The organism is Massilioclostridium coli (assembly GCF_900095865.1).
In the GTDB taxonomy this organism is placed as follows: domain Bacteria; phylum Bacillota; class Clostridia; order Oscillospirales; family Ruminococcaceae; genus Massilioclostridium; species Massilioclostridium facile.
The window spans coordinates 298,711-317,217 of record NZ_FMIZ01000005.1; the positions used below are offsets into that span (position 1 = coordinate 298,711).

At 39.0% G+C, this 18,507-nt stretch carries 10 protein-coding genes and 2 tRNA genes; 7 read left to right on the forward strand and 5 right to left on the reverse strand.

Going from position 1 to position 18,507, the window contains the following annotated elements:
* Positions 1 to 6: 6 nt before the first annotated feature.
* Genes BQ2683_RS01895 through malQ form a run of 3 tightly spaced genes read left to right on the forward strand, consistent with a single transcriptional unit; the run spans position 7 to position 4,532 of the window.
* Positions 7 to 687: a vitamin B12 dependent-methionine synthase activation domain-containing protein gene (locus tag BQ2683_RS01895; protein ID WP_083256326.1), complete on the forward strand. Its 681-nt coding sequence runs from the start codon at positions 7 to 9 to the stop codon at positions 685 to 687.
* Positions 677 to 3,034: a homocysteine S-methyltransferase family protein gene (locus BQ2683_RS01900; RefSeq protein ID WP_069987073.1), complete on the forward strand. Its 2,358-nt coding sequence runs from the start codon at positions 677 to 679 to the stop codon at positions 3,032 to 3,034. The genes BQ2683_RS01895 and BQ2683_RS01900 overlap by 11 nt, the downstream gene beginning before the upstream one ends.
* A gap of 13 nt (positions 3,035 to 3,047) precedes the next feature.
* Positions 3,048 to 4,532, forward strand: coding sequence for a 4-alpha-glucanotransferase (gene malQ, locus BQ2683_RS01905; protein ID WP_069987074.1), 1,485 nt, complete (start codon positions 3,048 to 3,050; stop codon positions 4,530 to 4,532).
* A 210-nt stretch (positions 4,533 to 4,742) separates the two neighbouring features.
* Here the strand turns inward: malQ and BQ2683_RS01910 are convergent, their stop codons facing one another.
* The 3 genes from BQ2683_RS01910 to serC all read right to left on the reverse strand — a co-directional run bounded on the left by BQ2683_RS01910 (position 4,743) and on the right by serC (position 8,043).
* Positions 4,743 to 5,441, reverse strand: coding sequence for a YoaK family protein (locus tag BQ2683_RS01910; RefSeq protein WP_069987075.1), 699 nt, complete (start codon positions 5,439 to 5,441; stop codon positions 4,743 to 4,745).
* A 323-nt stretch (positions 5,442 to 5,764) separates the two neighbouring features.
* Complete coding sequence (locus BQ2683_RS01915) at positions 5,765 to 6,928, reverse strand: 3-phosphoglycerate dehydrogenase family protein (protein ID WP_069987076.1); 1,164 nt, start codon at positions 6,926 to 6,928, stop codon at positions 5,765 to 5,767.
* 29 nt (positions 6,929 to 6,957) lie between these two features.
* On the reverse strand, positions 6,958 to 8,043 hold the full coding sequence (gene serC, locus BQ2683_RS01920) for a 3-phosphoserine/phosphohydroxythreonine transaminase (RefSeq protein WP_069987077.1): 1,086 nt from the start codon (positions 8,041 to 8,043) through the stop codon (positions 6,958 to 6,960).
* A gap of 377 nt (positions 8,044 to 8,420) precedes the next feature.
* Between serC and BQ2683_RS01925 the strand changes: the two genes are divergently transcribed.
* The 4 genes from BQ2683_RS01925 (at position 8,421) to BQ2683_RS01940 (ending at position 15,218) form a co-directional block, all read left to right on the forward strand.
* On the forward strand, positions 8,421 to 9,140 hold the full coding sequence (locus BQ2683_RS01925) for a M23 family metallopeptidase (RefSeq protein WP_069987078.1): 720 nt from the start codon (positions 8,421 to 8,423) through the stop codon (positions 9,138 to 9,140).
* Between the two features lie 373 nt (positions 9,141 to 9,513).
* Positions 9,514 to 9,589: transfer RNA gene (locus tag BQ2683_RS01930), tRNA-Ala, on the forward strand.
* Positions 9,590 to 9,627: 38 nt separating this feature from the next.
* Positions 9,628 to 9,703, forward strand: a tRNA-Val gene (locus BQ2683_RS01935).
* 259 nt (positions 9,704 to 9,962) lie between these two features.
* The gene (locus BQ2683_RS01940; protein WP_069987079.1) at positions 9,963 to 15,218 is read left to right on the forward strand and encodes a phosphodiester glycosidase family protein; all 5,256 of its coding nucleotides are present in this window, start codon (positions 9,963 to 9,965) and stop codon (positions 15,216 to 15,218) included.
* Between the two features lie 126 nt (positions 15,219 to 15,344).
* Here the strand turns inward: BQ2683_RS01940 and BQ2683_RS01945 are convergent, their stop codons facing one another.
* Positions 15,345 to 16,910 (reverse strand): putative polysaccharide biosynthesis protein, encoded by a 1,566-nt coding sequence (locus BQ2683_RS01945; RefSeq protein WP_069987080.1) that lies wholly within the window; start codon positions 16,908 to 16,910, stop codon positions 15,345 to 15,347.
* Positions 16,911 to 17,067: 157 nt separating this feature from the next.
* Positions 17,068 to 18,432, reverse strand: a complete 1,365-nt coding sequence (locus tag BQ2683_RS01950; protein ID WP_333724054.1) for an MATE family efflux transporter — start codon at positions 18,430 to 18,432, stop codon at positions 17,068 to 17,070.
* Positions 18,433 to 18,507: the final 75 nt, after the last annotated feature.

Consider the following 18,507-nt stretch of genomic DNA (forward strand, 5'->3'; position numbering starts at 1 on the left):
AATACATTGGAGTTTTTACCAATTGATAAACAGGAAGTGCTGCGTTATCTGGGATATCAAGGGCAGAAAATCGATGTCGGACTAGATGAAATGATTAATTCTTGTATTCAGCAATGCCAGGTATTTTCAATTCCTAGATATTGCTATCAGATTTTTGACTGCCATCCGGAAGACGACTGCATTGTGTTAGACCATACCAGCTTGCGTTTAAAAGGCAATTCTATTTATGAACATTTAAAAGATGCCAAGCGGGTAGCTGTAATGGCTGCCACTTTGGGGGCTGCGTTTGAAAAACAAATCCAAGTAGCAGAAAAAATGTCTATGACAAAGGCTTTGGTGTTGGATTCTTGTGGAACAGAATATATAGAGAAAGTTTGTGATACCATAGAGGAGGAGATCAAGCAGGTTGCCGCGAGGGAAGGATACACAACGAATTTCCGTTTTAGCCCTGGCTATGGTGATTTGCCATTGGAGCAGCAGCCAGAAATTATCCGTTTATTGGATACTTCCCGAAAAATTGGATTAACTTGTACACCAACCTTGATTATGTTGCCCAGAAAATCAGTAACAGCCTTGATTGGCTTTTTGCCTCAGGGGCAGCAGCAGGAAAAAGCAAAACCATGTGATATTTGCCAATTCCGTGAAACTTGTAAATTGCGAAAAGAGGGACGAACCTGTGGACGTTAAACAATATATTTCTGAACACATTTTGGTTTTTGATGGAGCAATGGGAACCATGCTCCAGAAAAAAGGATTGAAAACAGGGGATCTACCAGAATGCTTTAATATCACCCACCCTGAAATTGTTTCTGAAATCCACCGAGAATATGTTCAAGCTGGCTCAGACATGATTACCACTAATACTTTCCAGGCAAACCGTTTTAAATTGGAGCACTGCGAATATTCTGTGGAACAGCTTATTACTGCTGGTGTTAAACTGGCAAAACAATCCGGCTCTAAATTTGTGGCGTTGGATATCGGCCCTTTGGGGCAATTGATGGAGCCAATGGGAACGTTGAAATTTGAGGAAGCTTATGAAGCTTTCCGGGAACAGATGGTAGCAGGGGAACAGGCTGGAGCGGACTGTATCTTATTGGAAACCATGTCCGATTTGTATGAAGTAAAAGCCGCAATCCTGGCTGCGAAGGAACATACAAAACTACCTGTTTTTTGTACCTTAACCTATCAGGAGGATGGCAGAACATTTGTGGGAGCTGACCCAGTAACAGGTACTATTACACTGCAAAGTTTAGGGGTAGACGCTTTGGGAGTAAACTGTTCCCTGGGGCCAAAAGAACTCACTCCAGTGGTAGAACAGATATTAACTTACGCTACGATTCCAGTGATGGTACAGGCAAATGCAGGTCTGCCACAAATCCGTGAAGGGCAGACAGTATATGATGTTACACCAGAGGAATTTGTTAGCTATGTTCGTCCGATGGTGGAGCAAGGCGTACGCATTATTGGCGGATGTTGTGGAACAACCCCTGATTTTATTCGGGGACTTCGGGAGGTAGCAGATCAGCTTCCAGTAGTCTCCAACCATCCAAAAAGAGTGACAGCAGTTACTTCTGGTACAACCAGTGTCATTTTGGATGATGGTGTGACAGTAATTGGAGAAAGGATTAATCCAACTGGGAAAAAGAAATTGAAAGAAGCACTCCGTTCCCATCATATGGACTATATTATTGGGGAAGCGATTGATCAGACACAAAGTGGGGCTGATGTATTAGATATCAACGTGGGACTTCCAGAGATTGATGAAGCTGCCATGATTGCAGAGGTCATCCGGGAAGTGCAGAGCGTCAGCAACCTGCCGATTCAGGTGGACAGTTCTGATATCGCAGCAATTGAAAGTGGAGTGCGTGCTTGCAATGGTCGTCCGATTATTAACTCGGTCAACGGCAAGGCGGAAAATATGGCGCAAGTATTCCCAATTGTAAAAAAATATGGTGCGGTTGTAGTGGGATTGACATTGGATGAATCTGGGATTCCACAACATGCGGAGGACCGTTTTGCCATTGCCAAAAAAATTGTAGATACTGCAGCAACTTATGGGATTCCAAAAGAAGATATTTTGATTGACTGTTTGACGTTAACAGCCTCTGCCCAGCAGGATGCTGTATTGGATACATTGCATGCGATTCAACTGGTAAAACAACGGCTTGGCGTGAAAACCGTGCTGGGTGTGAGCAATGTTTCGTTTGGCTTGCCAAACCGCCCACTGCTAAACAGCATTTTTTTATCCGCCGCATTTGGTGCCGGTTTGGACGCTCCAATTTTAAATCCAATGAGTGTGGATATGATGAAAGCAGTGGATACCTTCCGCGTTATCAACTGTCAAGATAGGGATGCTACCTATTATATTGAAAAATACGCCAATGCGGACCAGACAACAACTGCTGTAGCAGGCGATTTGGATTTAAAAGATATGATTATCCAGGGGAGAAAAGAGGAAGCCGCCATAAAAGTACAAGAGATGTTGCAAACCATCCCTCCATTGGATTTAATTGACCAGTATTTTATCCCTGCTCTAGATGTTGTAGGGGACCGGTATGAAAAAGGCAAGATTTTTTTGCCACAGTTGATGCAGTCCGCTGAGGCAGTAAAAGCTTCTTTTGAAGTGCTAAAAGCAAATTTCTCAGAAGGAGAAAAAACCGCATCCAAAGGAAAGATTATTGTGGCAACCGTGTTAGGGGATATCCATGATATTGGCAAGAATATTGCCAAAATGCTGTTGGAAAACTACGGTTATGATGTCATTGACTTGGGCAAGGACGTGCCAATTGAAAAAGTAGTGCAGACAGCAAAAGAGCAAAAGATTCAATTAGTTGGATTAAGTGCACTGATGACAACTACGGTAAAAAATATGAAAGATACGATTACCGCTATCCGGGATGCTGGATTAAACTGCAAGGTAATGGTAGGCGGCGCAGTATTAAATGAGGAGTACGCTGATTTTGTGGGCGCAGATTATTATGTAAAAGATGGACGGGAAGGTGTTCAGATAGCACAAAGACTGTTCAACGAATAAGGAGGGGGCAGCTGTGAGGCGCAGCGGTGTATTAATGCACATCAGCAGTTTACCTTCCCCATATGGCATTGGGACTTTGGGGAAGGCTGCTTATGATTTTGTCGATTTTTTATGGGAAGCAAAGCAAAAATATTGGCAGGTGCTTCCGGTTAATCCAACGGGGTATGGGGATTCCCCTTACCAGAGTTTTTCTGTTTTTGCGGGAAACCCCTATTTTATTGATTTGGAACTCTTGCAGCAAGAAGGGTTATTGTTGGAAGAAGAAATCCAACAATGTGATTTTGGTGGAAGTGAACATTATGTGGATTACGAAAAGATGTACACTTCCCGTTACCATTTGTTAAAGTTGGCATTTTCTCGTTCCCATTTAAAAGAGAACCTGGAGTATCAGCAATTTTTAGAGGAAAACCAATTTTGGTTAGATGATTATGCCTGCTATATGGCAATCAAGGAACGGTTTGAAAACCAATGTTGGCTTTCCTGGGATGAAGGGGTTGCGACTAGGTTTCCGATGGCAATGAAAATATATCAACAGGTCTGTAGTAAGCAAATCCGGTTTCAGAAATTTATGCAGTTTTATTTTTATCGCCAATGGAAAGCGCTGAAACAATACGCGAATGAAAAAGGAATTTTGCTAATTGGGGATATGCCTATTTATGTTGCGTTGGATAGTTCGGATGTTTGGGCAAATCCAGAATTATTCCAACTGGACCAGAAAACAAAACGTCCTATACAAGTAGCGGGATGTCCTCCAGATGGATTTAGCCCCACTGGACAACTATGGGGGAATCCTCTGTATCATTGGGATGCAATGAAACAAAATGGATACCAATGGTGGATTCAACGGACAGCAATGGCTAGCAAGTTATTTGATGTCATACGGATTGACCATTTCCGTGGATTTGATGAATATTACGCTATCCCTTACGGGGATAAAACGGCGGAAAATGGACATTGGGAACAGGGACCGGGCTATGAGCTGTTCCAGGAGATAGAAAAAGCTTTGGGAAAACAGCATATTATAGCGGAAAACCTGGGCTTTTTGACGCCAAGTGTGTTTGGATTGTTAGAGAAATGTGGATTCCCAGGGATGAAAGTTCTGGAATTTGCGTTTAATCCATGGGAAGATAATATGTATCTTCCTCATAACTGTGGGAAAGATTCTGTTGTTTATACAGGAACCCATGATAATGATACTGTCCGTGGCTGGGCAGATTGTATGCCGCAAAATCAGGTAGAATATGCCATGGACTATTTGAATGTAACCCAAAAAGATCAGTTGCCTTGGGCTTTTATCCGTGCTGCATGGGGAACAGCCTCCCAGTTGGCCATTGCACCAATGCAGGATATTCTGGAACTAAATAACGATGCAAAGATGAATACCCCTTCTACCTTAGGCTGGAACTGGAAATGGCGTATGGATCGCCATGCAATCACACCAGAATTAGCCCATCGATTGAGAAGAATAACGGAAATCTATCAACGTGCAGCATATTAATAGCATCAGTGGATTTTCATAAAGCAATAAAAAATAGGTAGGCTTTTTTGCCTACCTATTTTTTATGGAGTTAATACAAATCATTTTAAGAAGGATAAATGTATAGAATTTTTTATATGTTATAGTTAAAGGTTATACGATAAATTAGTGATAAACCCTTAAAAAAACAAGTAACTTAGTAGTTGTTTCGATAGTTAATTGGTAACCTCTCTAAATAGAAGAATTTTCTGGGTTTTCCGGTGATAAGGGTTGGATAAACATTACCAAAAAAGCAGACAACAAAAGGGCACAACAGATTAGAACAGATTTTTCCGCAAAAAAATGGGAACACCAAGCCCCTATTCCTGCTCCTAGAATAAAAAATAAGATGATGCCATAATACTGTAGACTTTTATTCCGTTCCTGCTTGTCTTTTGTAATATGATATTGAAAGAGTTTTTCAGTGGCGCTGCGTAAATTCCCGGTACACATTGTAGTGGCATATGCATTCCCATTTACTTTGCGGAAACTTTGTACTTGTAGAGAACAAATAAAAGAAATTGCCACATTTGCGATTACATCGAATGTCCCCCTAGGAATAAAAGCAACTATAAGTAATATAATAAATTCTGCACCAACAGTAATCTGCCTCCAATGGATATTAGTATGTTGCCGAAAGGTTCTTCGGATTAATTCAGATACCAGTATTCCAGCTGCAAAGGCAACAATAGGGATGAAATAATACAATACCTGGATAAACTTTCCTTCCGCTAAATTAACTCCCAACAGCACAATATTTCCTGTTTGCGCATTGGCAAACACGTGCCCACGTAATAAATAGCTATAGGCATCTAAAAAACCACCTGTAACAGCCAATAACGCTCCAATCAAAAATGTTTCGGACATCTGCTTATCCTTTTTGAATGGCATGAAGCATCACTCTTTTCTTTTGGTATAATATGAATTATAAAAAATAAAATATGTCATTCATTATTTATTATACCAGATTAATAAGGAGAAAGAAAGGAATAAAATGAAATAAAGCTCTATAAAACTTGCAATTTTAAAGTTGTGGTTATCGTAATAGAGCATAAGCTATCGTATTATAAGGAAGATTTAAATAGGAAGAAAGATACTTTATCAATTTAATCGTTTATAGAACAAAGGATTAATTTTAACAGAAAGGTTCACTAGACAAGTGTTTTGTATGAAAAAAGCCCATACAGAAATTCTGTATGGGCTAAAATAATTTTTTATTTAATGATACGGATACGGATAACACCGTCAATTTCGTTTAATTTTTGTTCTACTACATTACCATTTCCATCAACGTCCAACATGGTATAAGCATATTCCCCACGGGAAGTGTTCACCATATTTTCAATATTTAAACCATTATCGGAGACCATAGTGGTTATCTGGGAGATAATGCTCTTTATATTTTTATGGATGACACAGATCCTTGTATCACCTGTGCGATCCATATGAGCTGCTGGCATGTTAACAGAATTTTTGATATTTCCATTTTCTAAGAAATCCATCAGTTCTTCCGCAGCCATACTTGCACAGTTATCTTCGGATTCTGGAGTAGATGCACCTAAATGAGGTAACAGGATGACATTTTCTTTTCCTAATAAATCATTATTGGCAAAGTCAGCTACATAGCAGCCAATTTTATTGGCATCCAAAGCTTGTGCCACATCAGCGGTATTTACCAGTTCACCACGGGCAAGGTTGATAATGCGAACACCGTTTTTCATCATTGCAATGCTTTCGGAGTTAATCATCCCTTTTGTGTCCGGTGTTGCAGGAACATGAATGGTAATATAATCACAGTTTTCGTAGATTTCTTTTAAGGAATTAGAATGGTTTACTGCTTGGGATAAATTCCAGGCGTTATCAACTGAAACATATGGGTCATATCCATATACTTTCATACCTAATTCAACAGCAGCATTGCACACCAGAACACCGATAGCACCTAAACCAATAACCCCTAATTTTTTGCCTTTGATTTCTGGGCCAGCAAACTGGGATTTTCCTTTTTCGCATTGTTTGGTGATTTCAGCATCAGTTCCTTCTAAGTCTTTTACCCATTCAATTGCGGATACAATCCGGCGGGAAGACATCAGCAATGCTAAAATAACTAGTTCTTTTACAGCATTTGCGTTTGCACCAGGGGTGTTGAATACAACGATGCCCTGTTCTGCGCATTTATCTAGTGGAATATTATTGACGCCAGCTCCAGCTCTTGCAATACATTTTAAGGATTTTTCAAATTCGTATTCATGCATGGAAGCAGAACGGACCATAATAGCATCAGGATTGGTGATTTCATCCCCATAGTTGTACCCTGTAGCAGGGAACTTTTCTAATCCAACTGGGGAAATCTTATTTAAAGTTTTAATATTATACATAAATAATCCTCCAATGGTAAAACCAAAGATTAGGCGTTTTCTTCTTCAAATTTTTTCATAAATGCTACCAACGCTTTTACTCCTTCTACAGGCATTGCGTTGTAAATAGAAGCCCGCATACCGCCTACAGTACGGTGCCCTTTTAAGTTGACAAAACCAGCAGCTTTACTTTCTGCTACAAATTTTTTATCCAGTTCTTCATCCCCAGTAACAAATGGAACATTCATCAAAGAACGGGAACCTGGCTCTACAGTACCTTTAAATAATTTAGAGTGATCTAGGAAATCATATAAAATAGCTGCTTTTTCCTCGTTGATTTTTTTCATATTTTCCAGGCCGCCAATTTCTTCTTTTAACCATTGGCAAACAAGACCACACATATAGATGGAATAGGTTGGTGGTGTATTATACATGGAACCATTGTCCGCATGGATTTTATACTGGAACATGGTAGGAGTGCCTTCTTGTGGTTCCCCAATTAAATCTTCTCGGATAATCACAACGGTTAAACCTGCTGGACCCATGTTTTTCTGTGCTCCTGCATATAACACGCCAAATTTGGATACATCCAAAGGCTCGGATAAAGCCATAGAGCTGATGTCCGCTACCAGTGGAACGTTTCCTGTTTCAGGTAGTTTTGGCCACTTTGTACCATAAATAGTGTTGTTTAATGTAATATGTACGTAATCAGCTTCTGGATCAAATTTCATTGCATCTACATCCGGGATATAGCTAAATGTTTTATCAGCAGAAGAAGCAACCTCATTTACAGTACCATAACGTTTTGCTTCTGCCATTGCTTTTTTAGACCATTGTCCTGTTGTCACATAATCTGCTTTATGGTTTTTGGTCATCAAGTTCAATGGAATCATAGCAAATTGAGAAGATGCCCCACCCTGTAAGAATAATACTTTATAGTTATCAGGAATATTCATCAATTCACGAAGCAAAGACTCACAAGATCGAATAATTGCCTCATATTCTTTAGAACGGTGTGACATTTCCATAACGGATTGCCCGGTAGCTCCATATTCCAGCATCTCATTAGAAGCTTTTTTCAGCACCCATTCCGGCATCATAGACGGTCCTGCGCTAAAATTGTAGACTCTGCTCATTGTAATTCCTCCAAATAAATTTTAATGTAATAATGATAAGGAAATCCACTCGATTGTTAGGTTCCCTGAATAATGGTGATCTAACGAATAAGGTTAGATTACATATTAAATCTATTATAGACCTAAATAGTATAGTACGTCAATGGGTATGTTAAATATCTAACATAATTTTTGAAACACAGTTTAAACCTACCAATTATCAACAGTTTTTATTAGTTAATTTAACCAAAGATTTTTGTTTCTTTATTATATGCAAAAAACTAAAATTCCTTTGTATAAAAATTATCCCAATGTTCCATAATACTAATGTTCCACTTTAAAACAATTTTGTTTTGAGGGGGTGTTTTGTGAATTTAAAATAATGGAGGAATTATTGCATGAAAAAGTTAAGGTTCGGAAAATCAAAATTTTCCGGAAAAGGATTTTATATAGCATTGGCAATTAGTTTAGTTGCAGTAGGTACTGCTACTACTGTAGCAATTTCAAAAACAATTGGGGATTTATCTGGTGATTCCCTCAATCTTCCTTCTACAAGCAGTGTCAGTGAGTGGGGATATTCTGATGTCACAAAAGATGTAGATAATACCAAAAGCGATATTCCAAAGGTAAGTTCTGCTGCTCCTTCTTCTGCGCCGGCTTCTTCTCAAGAACCTGTGTCTTCCGCTGCTACCCAAGCAAAACAGGCAAAGTCAAATACCTATGCGATGCCTGTTACTGGAGAAATTACCAAGGAATATTCCAATGGAGAATTAGTAAAATCCGAAACTATGGGGGATTGGCGAACTCATGATGGAATTGACATCAAAGGGGATGCCAATACACCAGTGAAAGCCTGTTGCGATGGTACGGTTAAAGAAATCAAAAATGACCCTATGTGGGGAACTTGTATTACATTAGAGCATGCGGATGGATATACTAGTTATTATTATGGGTTATCTGAAACTGCCCAGGTAAAACAAGACCAAACAGTTGCGGTTGGAGATGTAATTGGTACCATTGGAACCACTAACCAGTTGGAAATAGCAGAACCTTCCCATCTCCATTTTGGCATGAAAAAAGATGGAAAATGGATTGACCCTACTAGTGTAATCAAGTAGTTGATTATAAAAAATAATATTTTTTCAAAAAGCTTTTCTTGTGGCAACTGTACGCCGTGATGAAGGAAAGCTTTTTCATTTTATCTCTCTATATTTTTATTATGTCTTAAAAAATAAAATTTTAATGCTATTATTGCATGGAGGATAAATTGTAATTGAAATAGAATAATTGTTTCCATTATATCAGATCTATAGGTTAGAATTTATTTTTTTATTGTATTGCACCGAAAGTGCATATAAGCAAGATAAAATAGTTCCAGTTAAAGCAATCTCTAGGCTGGAATAAAAATCAACTCTTATTTTTTATAAATTAATATGGTAAAAAACACTTGCAAATCAATTTCAATTGTGGTATACTAATTGAGCAACTTATGGGGGCGTAGCGCAGCTGGGAGCGTGTCTGAATGGCATTCAGAAGGTCGTGGGTTCGATCCCCATCGTCTCCACCAATCACACATTGACAGTGTGGAGATGTGTGATTTTAAATGGGAGCATAGCTCAGCTGGGAGAGCATCTGCCTTACAAGCAGAGGGTCATAGGTTCGAGCCCTATTGTTCCCACCAATCAAAAGTGGAATTACCAATCAGTAGTTCCACTTTTTTATTATGTTAAATATTAATATTTGAAAAAACATCTGGTAGATACCTTCCAGATGTTTTTTTCTTTTTAACATAATGGTAAAATTAAATTTTTGAAATTGTTATTTCGATTTTACTAGGATTTAAGATACAATTAGTTTAAATATGATAGAAGATACCGCTTCATTACTTTACAATAGGATTGCGATACAATCGTATGTAGTAAAATTAACAGGAGGTAGTTATGAAGGTAAAAGAAGTAGTGAAGAAGTTTAGCGTGGTTGTTATGTCAGCCGCTATTCTGGTATCTTCTCTTAATATCGGTTTAATAGCTAGTGCTACCAGCGAAAAAATCGGTATGGGGGATATTAACTTTTCCTGGAGTAGAGAAATCTATAACGATGTTTCTCTCTCTCATATTATGAGTGAAAATGAAAGTGGCATACAGAAAGCATATACCACAGAATTTAATCCAACAACCTGTGAAGTAAAACCAGTATTAAATTATGGTGATTATGTTATGGGCGGAGATATTATGTCCGATATGATTTCACAGGTAGAACAAAACGGTGATAAAGTAGTATTTGCTATTAACGGGGATGCTTACGATACTTCCAATGGTGTATCCAATGGTTTGATGATTAAAAATGGGCTGTTGATTTCTACTTCAAATGGAAGCGAAGCAGTTGGATTTAAACAAGATGGTACTGTTATTTATGGTTCTACTAATTTAAATATCAAAGCAACAGCAGGTGATACTACCATCCCAATTGCCCATGTCAATAAGGAAAGAAAACTGGATACCAGTAATGTATACTTATTGACAGAACAGTTTGATAAGGCTACACGTTCTACACAGCCAGGAGTTGAGGTTGTTTTAAATGTAACAACCGATGGCTATCAAGGGGTCCAAATTGGTAAATCCATTACAGCCACGGTAGAGAGCGTAAACCAGGTAGCTGCTAACCCGGATAAAAATAATACACCGATTGGGAAAGGGCAAATAGTTCTTTCCGTCCATTCTGACAGCAGTCAATATGCCACACTAAGTGGATTGTCAAAAGGGCAAGAGCTTACCATTGATGTGCAAAATAATAATGCTGATGTAGACTGGAGTCAGGCACAACAGGCATTAGGGATTTTTCATGTGCTGATGAAAGATGGCGTGGTAAACGAAAGTGCTCTGTCTGATACAGCAGTTCACCCGCGTACCGTATTTGGCACAAAAGCGGATGGTACTGTTGTTGTATTCCAATGTGATGGACGCCAGCCAGGTTTTGCAGATGGTATGACATTTACTGAGATTGTAGATTATATGAAAAGTCTAGATTGCGTCAACATCTTTAACTTTGATGGAGGCGGAAGTTCTACAATTGCTGTTACACTGCCAGGGGATGAAGAGGCTACGATTTTGAATCGCCCTTCTGACGGCAATGAACGTGCAAATTGCAATGCTTTATTATTTGTTGCAACTTCTGAAGCTATAGAAGGCAATCCAGTACAAAAACTGCATGTTTATCCAGATACAACAGAAGGCTATGGCACAAAAACTTTATTGCTGGAAAACGGTAAATTAGGGTTCCGTGTAGGAGCAACCGACAATAATTATCATTATACAACAGTAGACCCGGAAAACCTTGTTTATACAACAGAAGGGGATATTGGAACAATTGAACAAGATGGTGTTTTAACAGCGGCATCCGGTACCCATGAAGGTAAAGTAATTGTAAGTACAAAAGATGGTTCCGCAAAAGGAGAAATCGAGGTTAGCACAGTAGATAGCATTACAAAATTAACTGCTGACCGTTCCATTTTATCCGTTGCCCCTTCTGGAACAACACAGCTTTCTTTCACAGCGGAATACAATGGTATTCCTGTGGAACTGACCAGTGAGGCGTTGAGCTTTGAATTATCCGATCCTTCCTTAGGTTCTATCCAACCAGATGGTACTTTTACTGCTGCTGATACCCAGGGAACAGGGGAACTGCGTGTTTCTTATAAAGACTATTCTTTGGTCATTCCTGTAGAGATCGGTAAATTACCAGTATTACTAAATGATTTTGAACAGCCATTAGAAGAAACAGGCTGGATGTGGAGATATACGAACCCACAAAATGGCGGTAGTGGGAAAATGTCCATCAACTATGATGAACGCTTTGTTCGTACTGGGGATGGCTCTCTGAGAATTGACTATGACTTTGCAACAAAACCTGTAACAGGGACTATTGCCATTGAGGCTGGTCCAAAAGATACCTTTTATTTGGAAGGCCAACCAAAAGCAATTGGATGTTGGGTATATGGCGATGGCAATGGCGCATGGCTGCGTATCCAGTTGGCACCTGCTGCCTATGTAGGCGATACCTATGTAGACTGGGTTGGCTGGAAGTACATTGAAACAGAGATTCCATCTACTGCTTCTTTCCCTTATCAATTAGTTTATGGCGTACGTTTACTGTGTACTCCAACTACACCAGTTCAAAATAAAAAAGGCACTATTTATGTAGATGGCTTACGTGCTGTTTACGATTTTAAAAATGACGATACCAAAGCGCCAGAGCTAGTTCCTGATACAGAAGTGACACCAGCTGATGGCGCTACAAACGTAGGGCATCAACCAGATATTTCTATGACAGTATATGATCCAGCTGCGGAAGGGGAACCATATACTGGCATTAATACAGAACGTACAAAACTTTGGATTAATGGCAAGGTAATGGACAATGTGTTACATGAAGTCCAGCCAGATGGTTCTGTAAAAATAAATTATATTCCATCCGCCTTGACATCGCTTCGTTCTGGACTAAATAAAATCAAATACCGTGTAGAAGACAATGCAGGAAATAAATTTTTTAAGGAATGGTCTTTTACCGTAGAAGGATATAATGTAAACCTGGAGGAAATCAAGCCGGAAGGAGAAAAAGCCTCTGCGGGAAGTACGTTTGATTATATTATCAACGCAAACGATTATAAAAACTTTGAACAGTTTGACCTTGACTTAAGCTATAATCCTGAATATGTAACCCTGGTTTCTGCTACTCCAGATAGCCGTGTGACAGTACAGAACCAGGAGATTGATGAAGAAACCGGCTCTATCAAATATACCTTAACCGGAATGAAGGATTTAGCAAAAGATGAAAATAATCCTTTGGTAAAGCTTCGTTTCCAGGTACAACAAAATGCTGGCGGTTTAACTGGAATAACAGTAAACAAAGCTGTAGTACGTGAAACTGGAGAAGTAGAAGGGACAGACTTAGTTTTGGAAGGGTATGACAAAGAAATTGCGTTTAAATATACCCTTAGCTGGAACGGTTCCACAGTAGGTGGACAAACTACACTGACAGTAAAAGACAGCGAAGGTAATCCAGTACCGAATATTGGATTCCAGGTAACCAAAGATGGGCAGGAAGTTGCTTTGGAAGGCGTTACAAACGAAAACGGTCAGTTGGAAACCAGTTTATTTGGCAGTTATCCAGCAGGGAGCAATTTTGAAGTTTGGGTAAAAGACCAAGATGGCGCTTTGAGTAACCGTGTTGAAATCCCGGTATTTGAAAGCTTGGGCAGCCCAGATCCTTCTAAAATTGTGGTAACAACAGGGGAAGACCCATCTACAAGTGTTGGAATCAGCTGGGAAACCAGTTTGGATATTCTCCAAGGCAATATTGTAATTGGCAAACAAAGTGATTTATCCGATGGCAGAACAATCGCAGCAACCAATAAAACAATCTTAACGACTTTAAATTCTTACGACCGTAACTATCAGGCATGGGATGTGTCTGTAAACGATTTGGAACCCGATACCACTTATTACTATAAAGTAGGACAAGGGGAACATTACAGCGAAGTGAAAAGTTTCACCACAACTCCAGCGGCAGGAAACGATGTAACAATTGGGTTCTATGGAGATATCCAAGGTGCATATAACCGTTTCCCAGATGCAATTGAATCTCTAAAGAGCCTCTATCCAGATATTGATATGAGCTTGATTGCTGGGGATGTATCTGATAATGGACACATTTATACAGATTGGTCCTCGATTGACAGTAACTTTGGAAGTTATCTTTCCAGTGGCATTTGGGCGGCAACAATCGGAAATCACGATTCTTACTTTGACGCTCAAACCTTTACCTCATTCTTTAATGGGCCATCTAACGGAACCTACTCCACCCCTAGAAACTACTGGTTTACAGTGGGCGATATGGTAATCTACAATTTGGACACCGAAGCGGTATATAGTTATGACCCTGACTTTTCCGGTCAAATTGCTAAAATGAAAGAAGTATTCAACAATTCCGATAAAACATACAAAGTTGTATTGATGCACCGTTCTTCCTATCCGTTAAATTACGATGAAGCGGATGTACGTGAACTCCATACTACATTTGATGAATTAGGGGTTGACCTGGTTCTTTCCGGACACGATCATATTTATAGCAGAACAGAAATGTACAATGGAGAGAAAGTAACGGATGGTCAGCAAGGCACAATGTATATTGTAGGTGGCTGCTCCTCTGGTTCTAAATTCTATGATGCAGATAGCAATGGAAGGCCTTGGCAAGATGTTGTATATGATGAGAACAACCCTGTATTTTCTGTGTTAAAACAGCGGGACGGAAAACTTTATTTTGAAGCATATGCTATGGAAAACGGCGAAACCAAAATGATTGACAGTGTTGAAATTCAAAGCCATAGTTTAAAACAGGTAGATAAAACAACTTTAAATTCTGTAATTGACTATGCAGAAGACGCAGCCGATAGCCCTGAATTTGATAATGTAATTGCAGATGTTCAAAAAAGCTTTACCTTAGCTTTGGAAAACGCAAAAGCAGTGGCAGCAGATGATACTGCGGTACAAACAGAAGTGGATGCAGCATGGCAGGCATTGTTGACCGAAATCCATAAACTAGGCTTTGTCAAGGGGGATATTACTTCTTTAGAAACTTTGGTAAAACTGGCAGAAACTTATGATATGAATGATTTTGTAGAAGCTGGCCAAAAAGAATTCCAAGACGCATTGAATGCAGCACAGGCGATTATTGCGGACAAAGACAATGCAATGGCTGGTGAAATTGAAACAGCAGAAACCAATCTATTGAATGCAATGTTGAACCTGAGATACAAAGCGGATAAATCCATCTTGGAAAAAGTAATTTCGGAAGCGAATGAAGTTGATGCTAGCACATACACAGCGGAAAGTTATGCAGTATTGACAGCAGCAGTAGCGGAAGCAAATGCAGTCATGAAAAATGAAAATGCAACCCAGAAAGAAGTAGATACGGCAGTGCAATCGGTACAAACAGCATTGGATGGTCTGGTAGCAGTAGATGGAACAGCTTCAGAAGAAACAATATCATCCACTGATGACGTAGCAATTCAAACCGGACAGAAATCTACAACAACAAAATCAAAAGCAGCAAAAACAGGGGATGTTACCCCAATTGCAGGAGCCGCAGCATTGGTAGTAGCGGGCGTAGCAGTACTGTTATTGCAAAAAAAGAAATAATATAAGATAAATACCATAAAAGTTTTTCTCTAATAAAAAATAAAACCGGGGAGCCAATTTGGTTTCCCGGTTTTATTATCCTATATTTTTGAATTTTAGAGAAAGGTAAGATTAACCCATAAGGAATTAGTGTTTCGTTGAGGAAACAGCACTTTTTTTGGAACGGAAACAGTCTTTTAACCATAAAAGGTCTTTTTTCTTAACACAACCCAATGCGAACAATAGAACAATATAAATTACAATTGTAATACAACATCCTGCGCCAATCATTAACCAACCTTGGAATCCGTAGCCGGAAAGTAACTGGCAACCCAGACGTACCAACAATCCAGTAGCAGCGGCAGCAATAGCAGGCTTTACCATCCAATTTTTATAATCTGGCTTTACTCCTGTTACTTTTAATAACCTTCTCAAATTTAATATAGAAGTAAATAGATTACTTCCGATCATAATCCATAGGAATGCTTGAATCCCTCCCAATGGAACAAACAGCCAAATAAGCCCAATTCTCAGAACGGCGTCAATAATATTGTACTGCATTGGCTTCATCTGTTCTCCAATCGCATTTAAGATGCCCACAGTTACCATTTCCAAATACATCAATGGACAGATAAAACAAAGCATTTGCAGCATTTGCCCTACTTGCTGTTCTCCATAAAGGAGAACTCCAATTTCATTGGGGAAAATCATAAATAATGCCACAATGACAACACTCATTAACAAAGTTAATTGTAGCACTTTACGCACAGCACGGCTGACGGTTTGGCATTTTCCTCCCGCATTAGCTCCAGCTACTTCAGGAATCAGTGTGGTAACTAAAGCAGATAATAATGAGGTTGGAAAGGCAAGTAACGGTAATACCATCCCTTTTAAAATTCCATATAATCCAATTGCCTGACTGCTATCTCCACCAGAAAATACTTTTAATCCTGCGATAATCATCAAGTTTTCAGCCAAACGTAGTAAAGAATGAAAAGTAGAACTAAACTGGATGGGTAAAGAAATTTGCAGGATTGTTTTCATGGCAACACGACGTTTATAAACCTGCTTTTTCTCTTTGGTTTTACCTGCAAAATACATACATACGGCATATACACAAGAAGAAATTTCACCAACAGTCATCCCTAAGACAGCCGCTGCACAGGCATATTCATCTCCATAAGGGAGCCATAATTGGATGACTACCATTATAAATGCCATTTTTACAATTTGTTCGATAACCTGTGCAGAGGAAGGCATAAAAGACTTCCGCAATGCGTAATAATATCCTTTGATACAGGCTGCAACTGCCATAAATGGAATACTTGGCGCAAGATATTTGAGGGAAAGTACAGTACGAGGGTCTTTTAATATGTAATTGCCTAAGGGTTCGGCACACCAGAATAACAGAAAGGCAACGCCTAAGCTAACCAGTAAAGAATAAGTAACCGACATACGAAGCACAGTTTTTTTGCTTCCATAGCGGTTGACCTCCAATTGTTCCGCGACCATGCGGGAAACAGCGATACTGATTCCGGAGGTAGCGAAGGTAACCACTAGCATATATAGAGAAAGGACCAGTTGGTAAAGCCCCATTCCTTCGGCTCCTAATTGATTGGAAATATAAATGCGGAAGACAAACCCTAAAATTCGTGTTAAAATAGAGGCGGCTAATACAATGATTGCCCCTTGTACAACAGTTTTTTTACTCATCTAGCACCGCTTCCCATTCTAAATTGAATCATTTTTACAATAAATACTCAGTGAATTATATGGGAAACCATAAAAAAACATACCATAAGTTTTGTATTATGGTATGTTTTTTATTATAGTAGCAATATTTTTATTTCAAAATGAAAATGGGATACTGCTATTGCGGAATTTCTTCTTTTGGGTAAAGCAGCTTTTTATAAGTGATGGCAAATAAAACCAGTGTGGTACATGCAGCAATAATATCCGCAATGGGTTCTGCAAAAATGATTCCGTTTACTCCAAAGAATACTGGTAGAATGAATGCAAATGGAACTAACAAAATTACTTTTCTAAGCAATGCGATAAATACAGAAGTTTTAGCTTGTCCTAGGGCCAAAAAAACCCCCTGACATCCTTGCTGTGCCCCGAAAATCCAGACGCCTGCTAGATAGATTGGCATCAATTTTTGGGTTAAATGTAATAGCTCTGGTTCTTGCGTAAACATTTGAGCAAAAAGCTGTGGAAAAAGAATTGCTATGGTACAGGTAACAGTGGCAAAACAAAATGTACTAATTACCATCAACTTAGAGGCCTTTCGTACACGTTTGTATTGTTTTGCACCATAGTTATAACTGATAACTGGTTGAGCTCCCTGAGTAATCCCATTGAGTGGAATTACAATCAACTGCATAATACTGAGCATAATTGTCATAGAACCAACATAAAGGTCGTTCCCATAATGTTGAAGACCTGCATTAAACACTAAACTGATCAAACTTTCGGTGCTTTGCATGATAAACGGGGATATTCCTAATCCAGCGATTGCTTTTAGTATGGTTTTATCTGGTTTCATCAAACAAAACCGGATTTTTAACTGGCTTTTCGAACTGGTTAAAAAAGCAATTACCCAAATTGCACTAAGAGCTTGGGAAATGATAGTTGCCAAAGCTGCACCCTGTACTCCCATTTGGAATATAAATATAAAAATTGGATCTAAAACAATATTCGTAACTGCACCAATCAATACCGATAACATTGCAGTTTTCGCAAAGCCTTGGGCACTGATAAAGGAATTTAGTCCTAATGCCATTTGGACAAAGACGGTTCCTAATACATATATAGTAATATATTGGTTCGCATAAGGGTAACTGGCATTACTGGCTCCAAACAGATATAGCAAAGGCTGTTTGAACATGAGAAATATTACTGTTAATACTATCGAAAAAAATAACAGAATAGTAAACCCATTGGAGAGGATTTTTTCTGCCGCTTTATGGTTTTGTTGTCCTAATTTAATCGAAGCTAATGGGGCTCCACCCATTCCAACAAAGTAGCTAAATGCAGCAATTAGTAGAACAATAGGGAAAGTAACACCTACCCCTGTTAAAGCGATATCCCCTATTTCTGGGATATGTCCAATATAAATGCGGTCTACAATATTATATAGTACATTGATTAGCTGTGCGATAACAGCGGGAATTGCTAGGGATACCATTAATTTTCCAACTGGAGCTTTTCCCAACCGTTCTTCTTTTTGCAAAATAATATCCTCCTCATTATTTTTCTATCTTTTATGTACTTCATTAGTATACTAAATAACATAGTACACGTCAAACCA

Coding starts and splice junctions, on each gene's coding strand:
- BQ2683_RS01910 (WP_069987075.1), bottom strand. CDS start 5,441: ATGCCATTCAAAAAGGATAAGCAGATGTCCGAAACATTTTTGATTGGA.
- BQ2683_RS01915 (WP_069987076.1), bottom strand. CDS start 6,928: ATGTATAATATTAAAACTTTAAATAAGATTTCCCCAGTTGGATTAGAA.
- serC (WP_069987077.1), bottom strand. CDS start 8,043: ATGAGCAGAGTCTACAATTTTAGCGCAGGACCGTCTATGATGCCGGAA.
- BQ2683_RS01925 (WP_069987078.1), top strand. CDS start 8,421: ATGAAAAAGTTAAGGTTCGGAAAATCAAAATTTTCCGGAAAAGGATTT.
- BQ2683_RS01940 (WP_069987079.1), top strand. CDS start 9,963: ATGAAGGTAAAAGAAGTAGTGAAGAAGTTTAGCGTGGTTGTTATGTCA.
- BQ2683_RS01945 (WP_069987080.1), bottom strand. CDS start 16,910: ATGAGTAAAAAAACTGTTGTACAAGGGGCAATCATTGTATTAGCCGCC.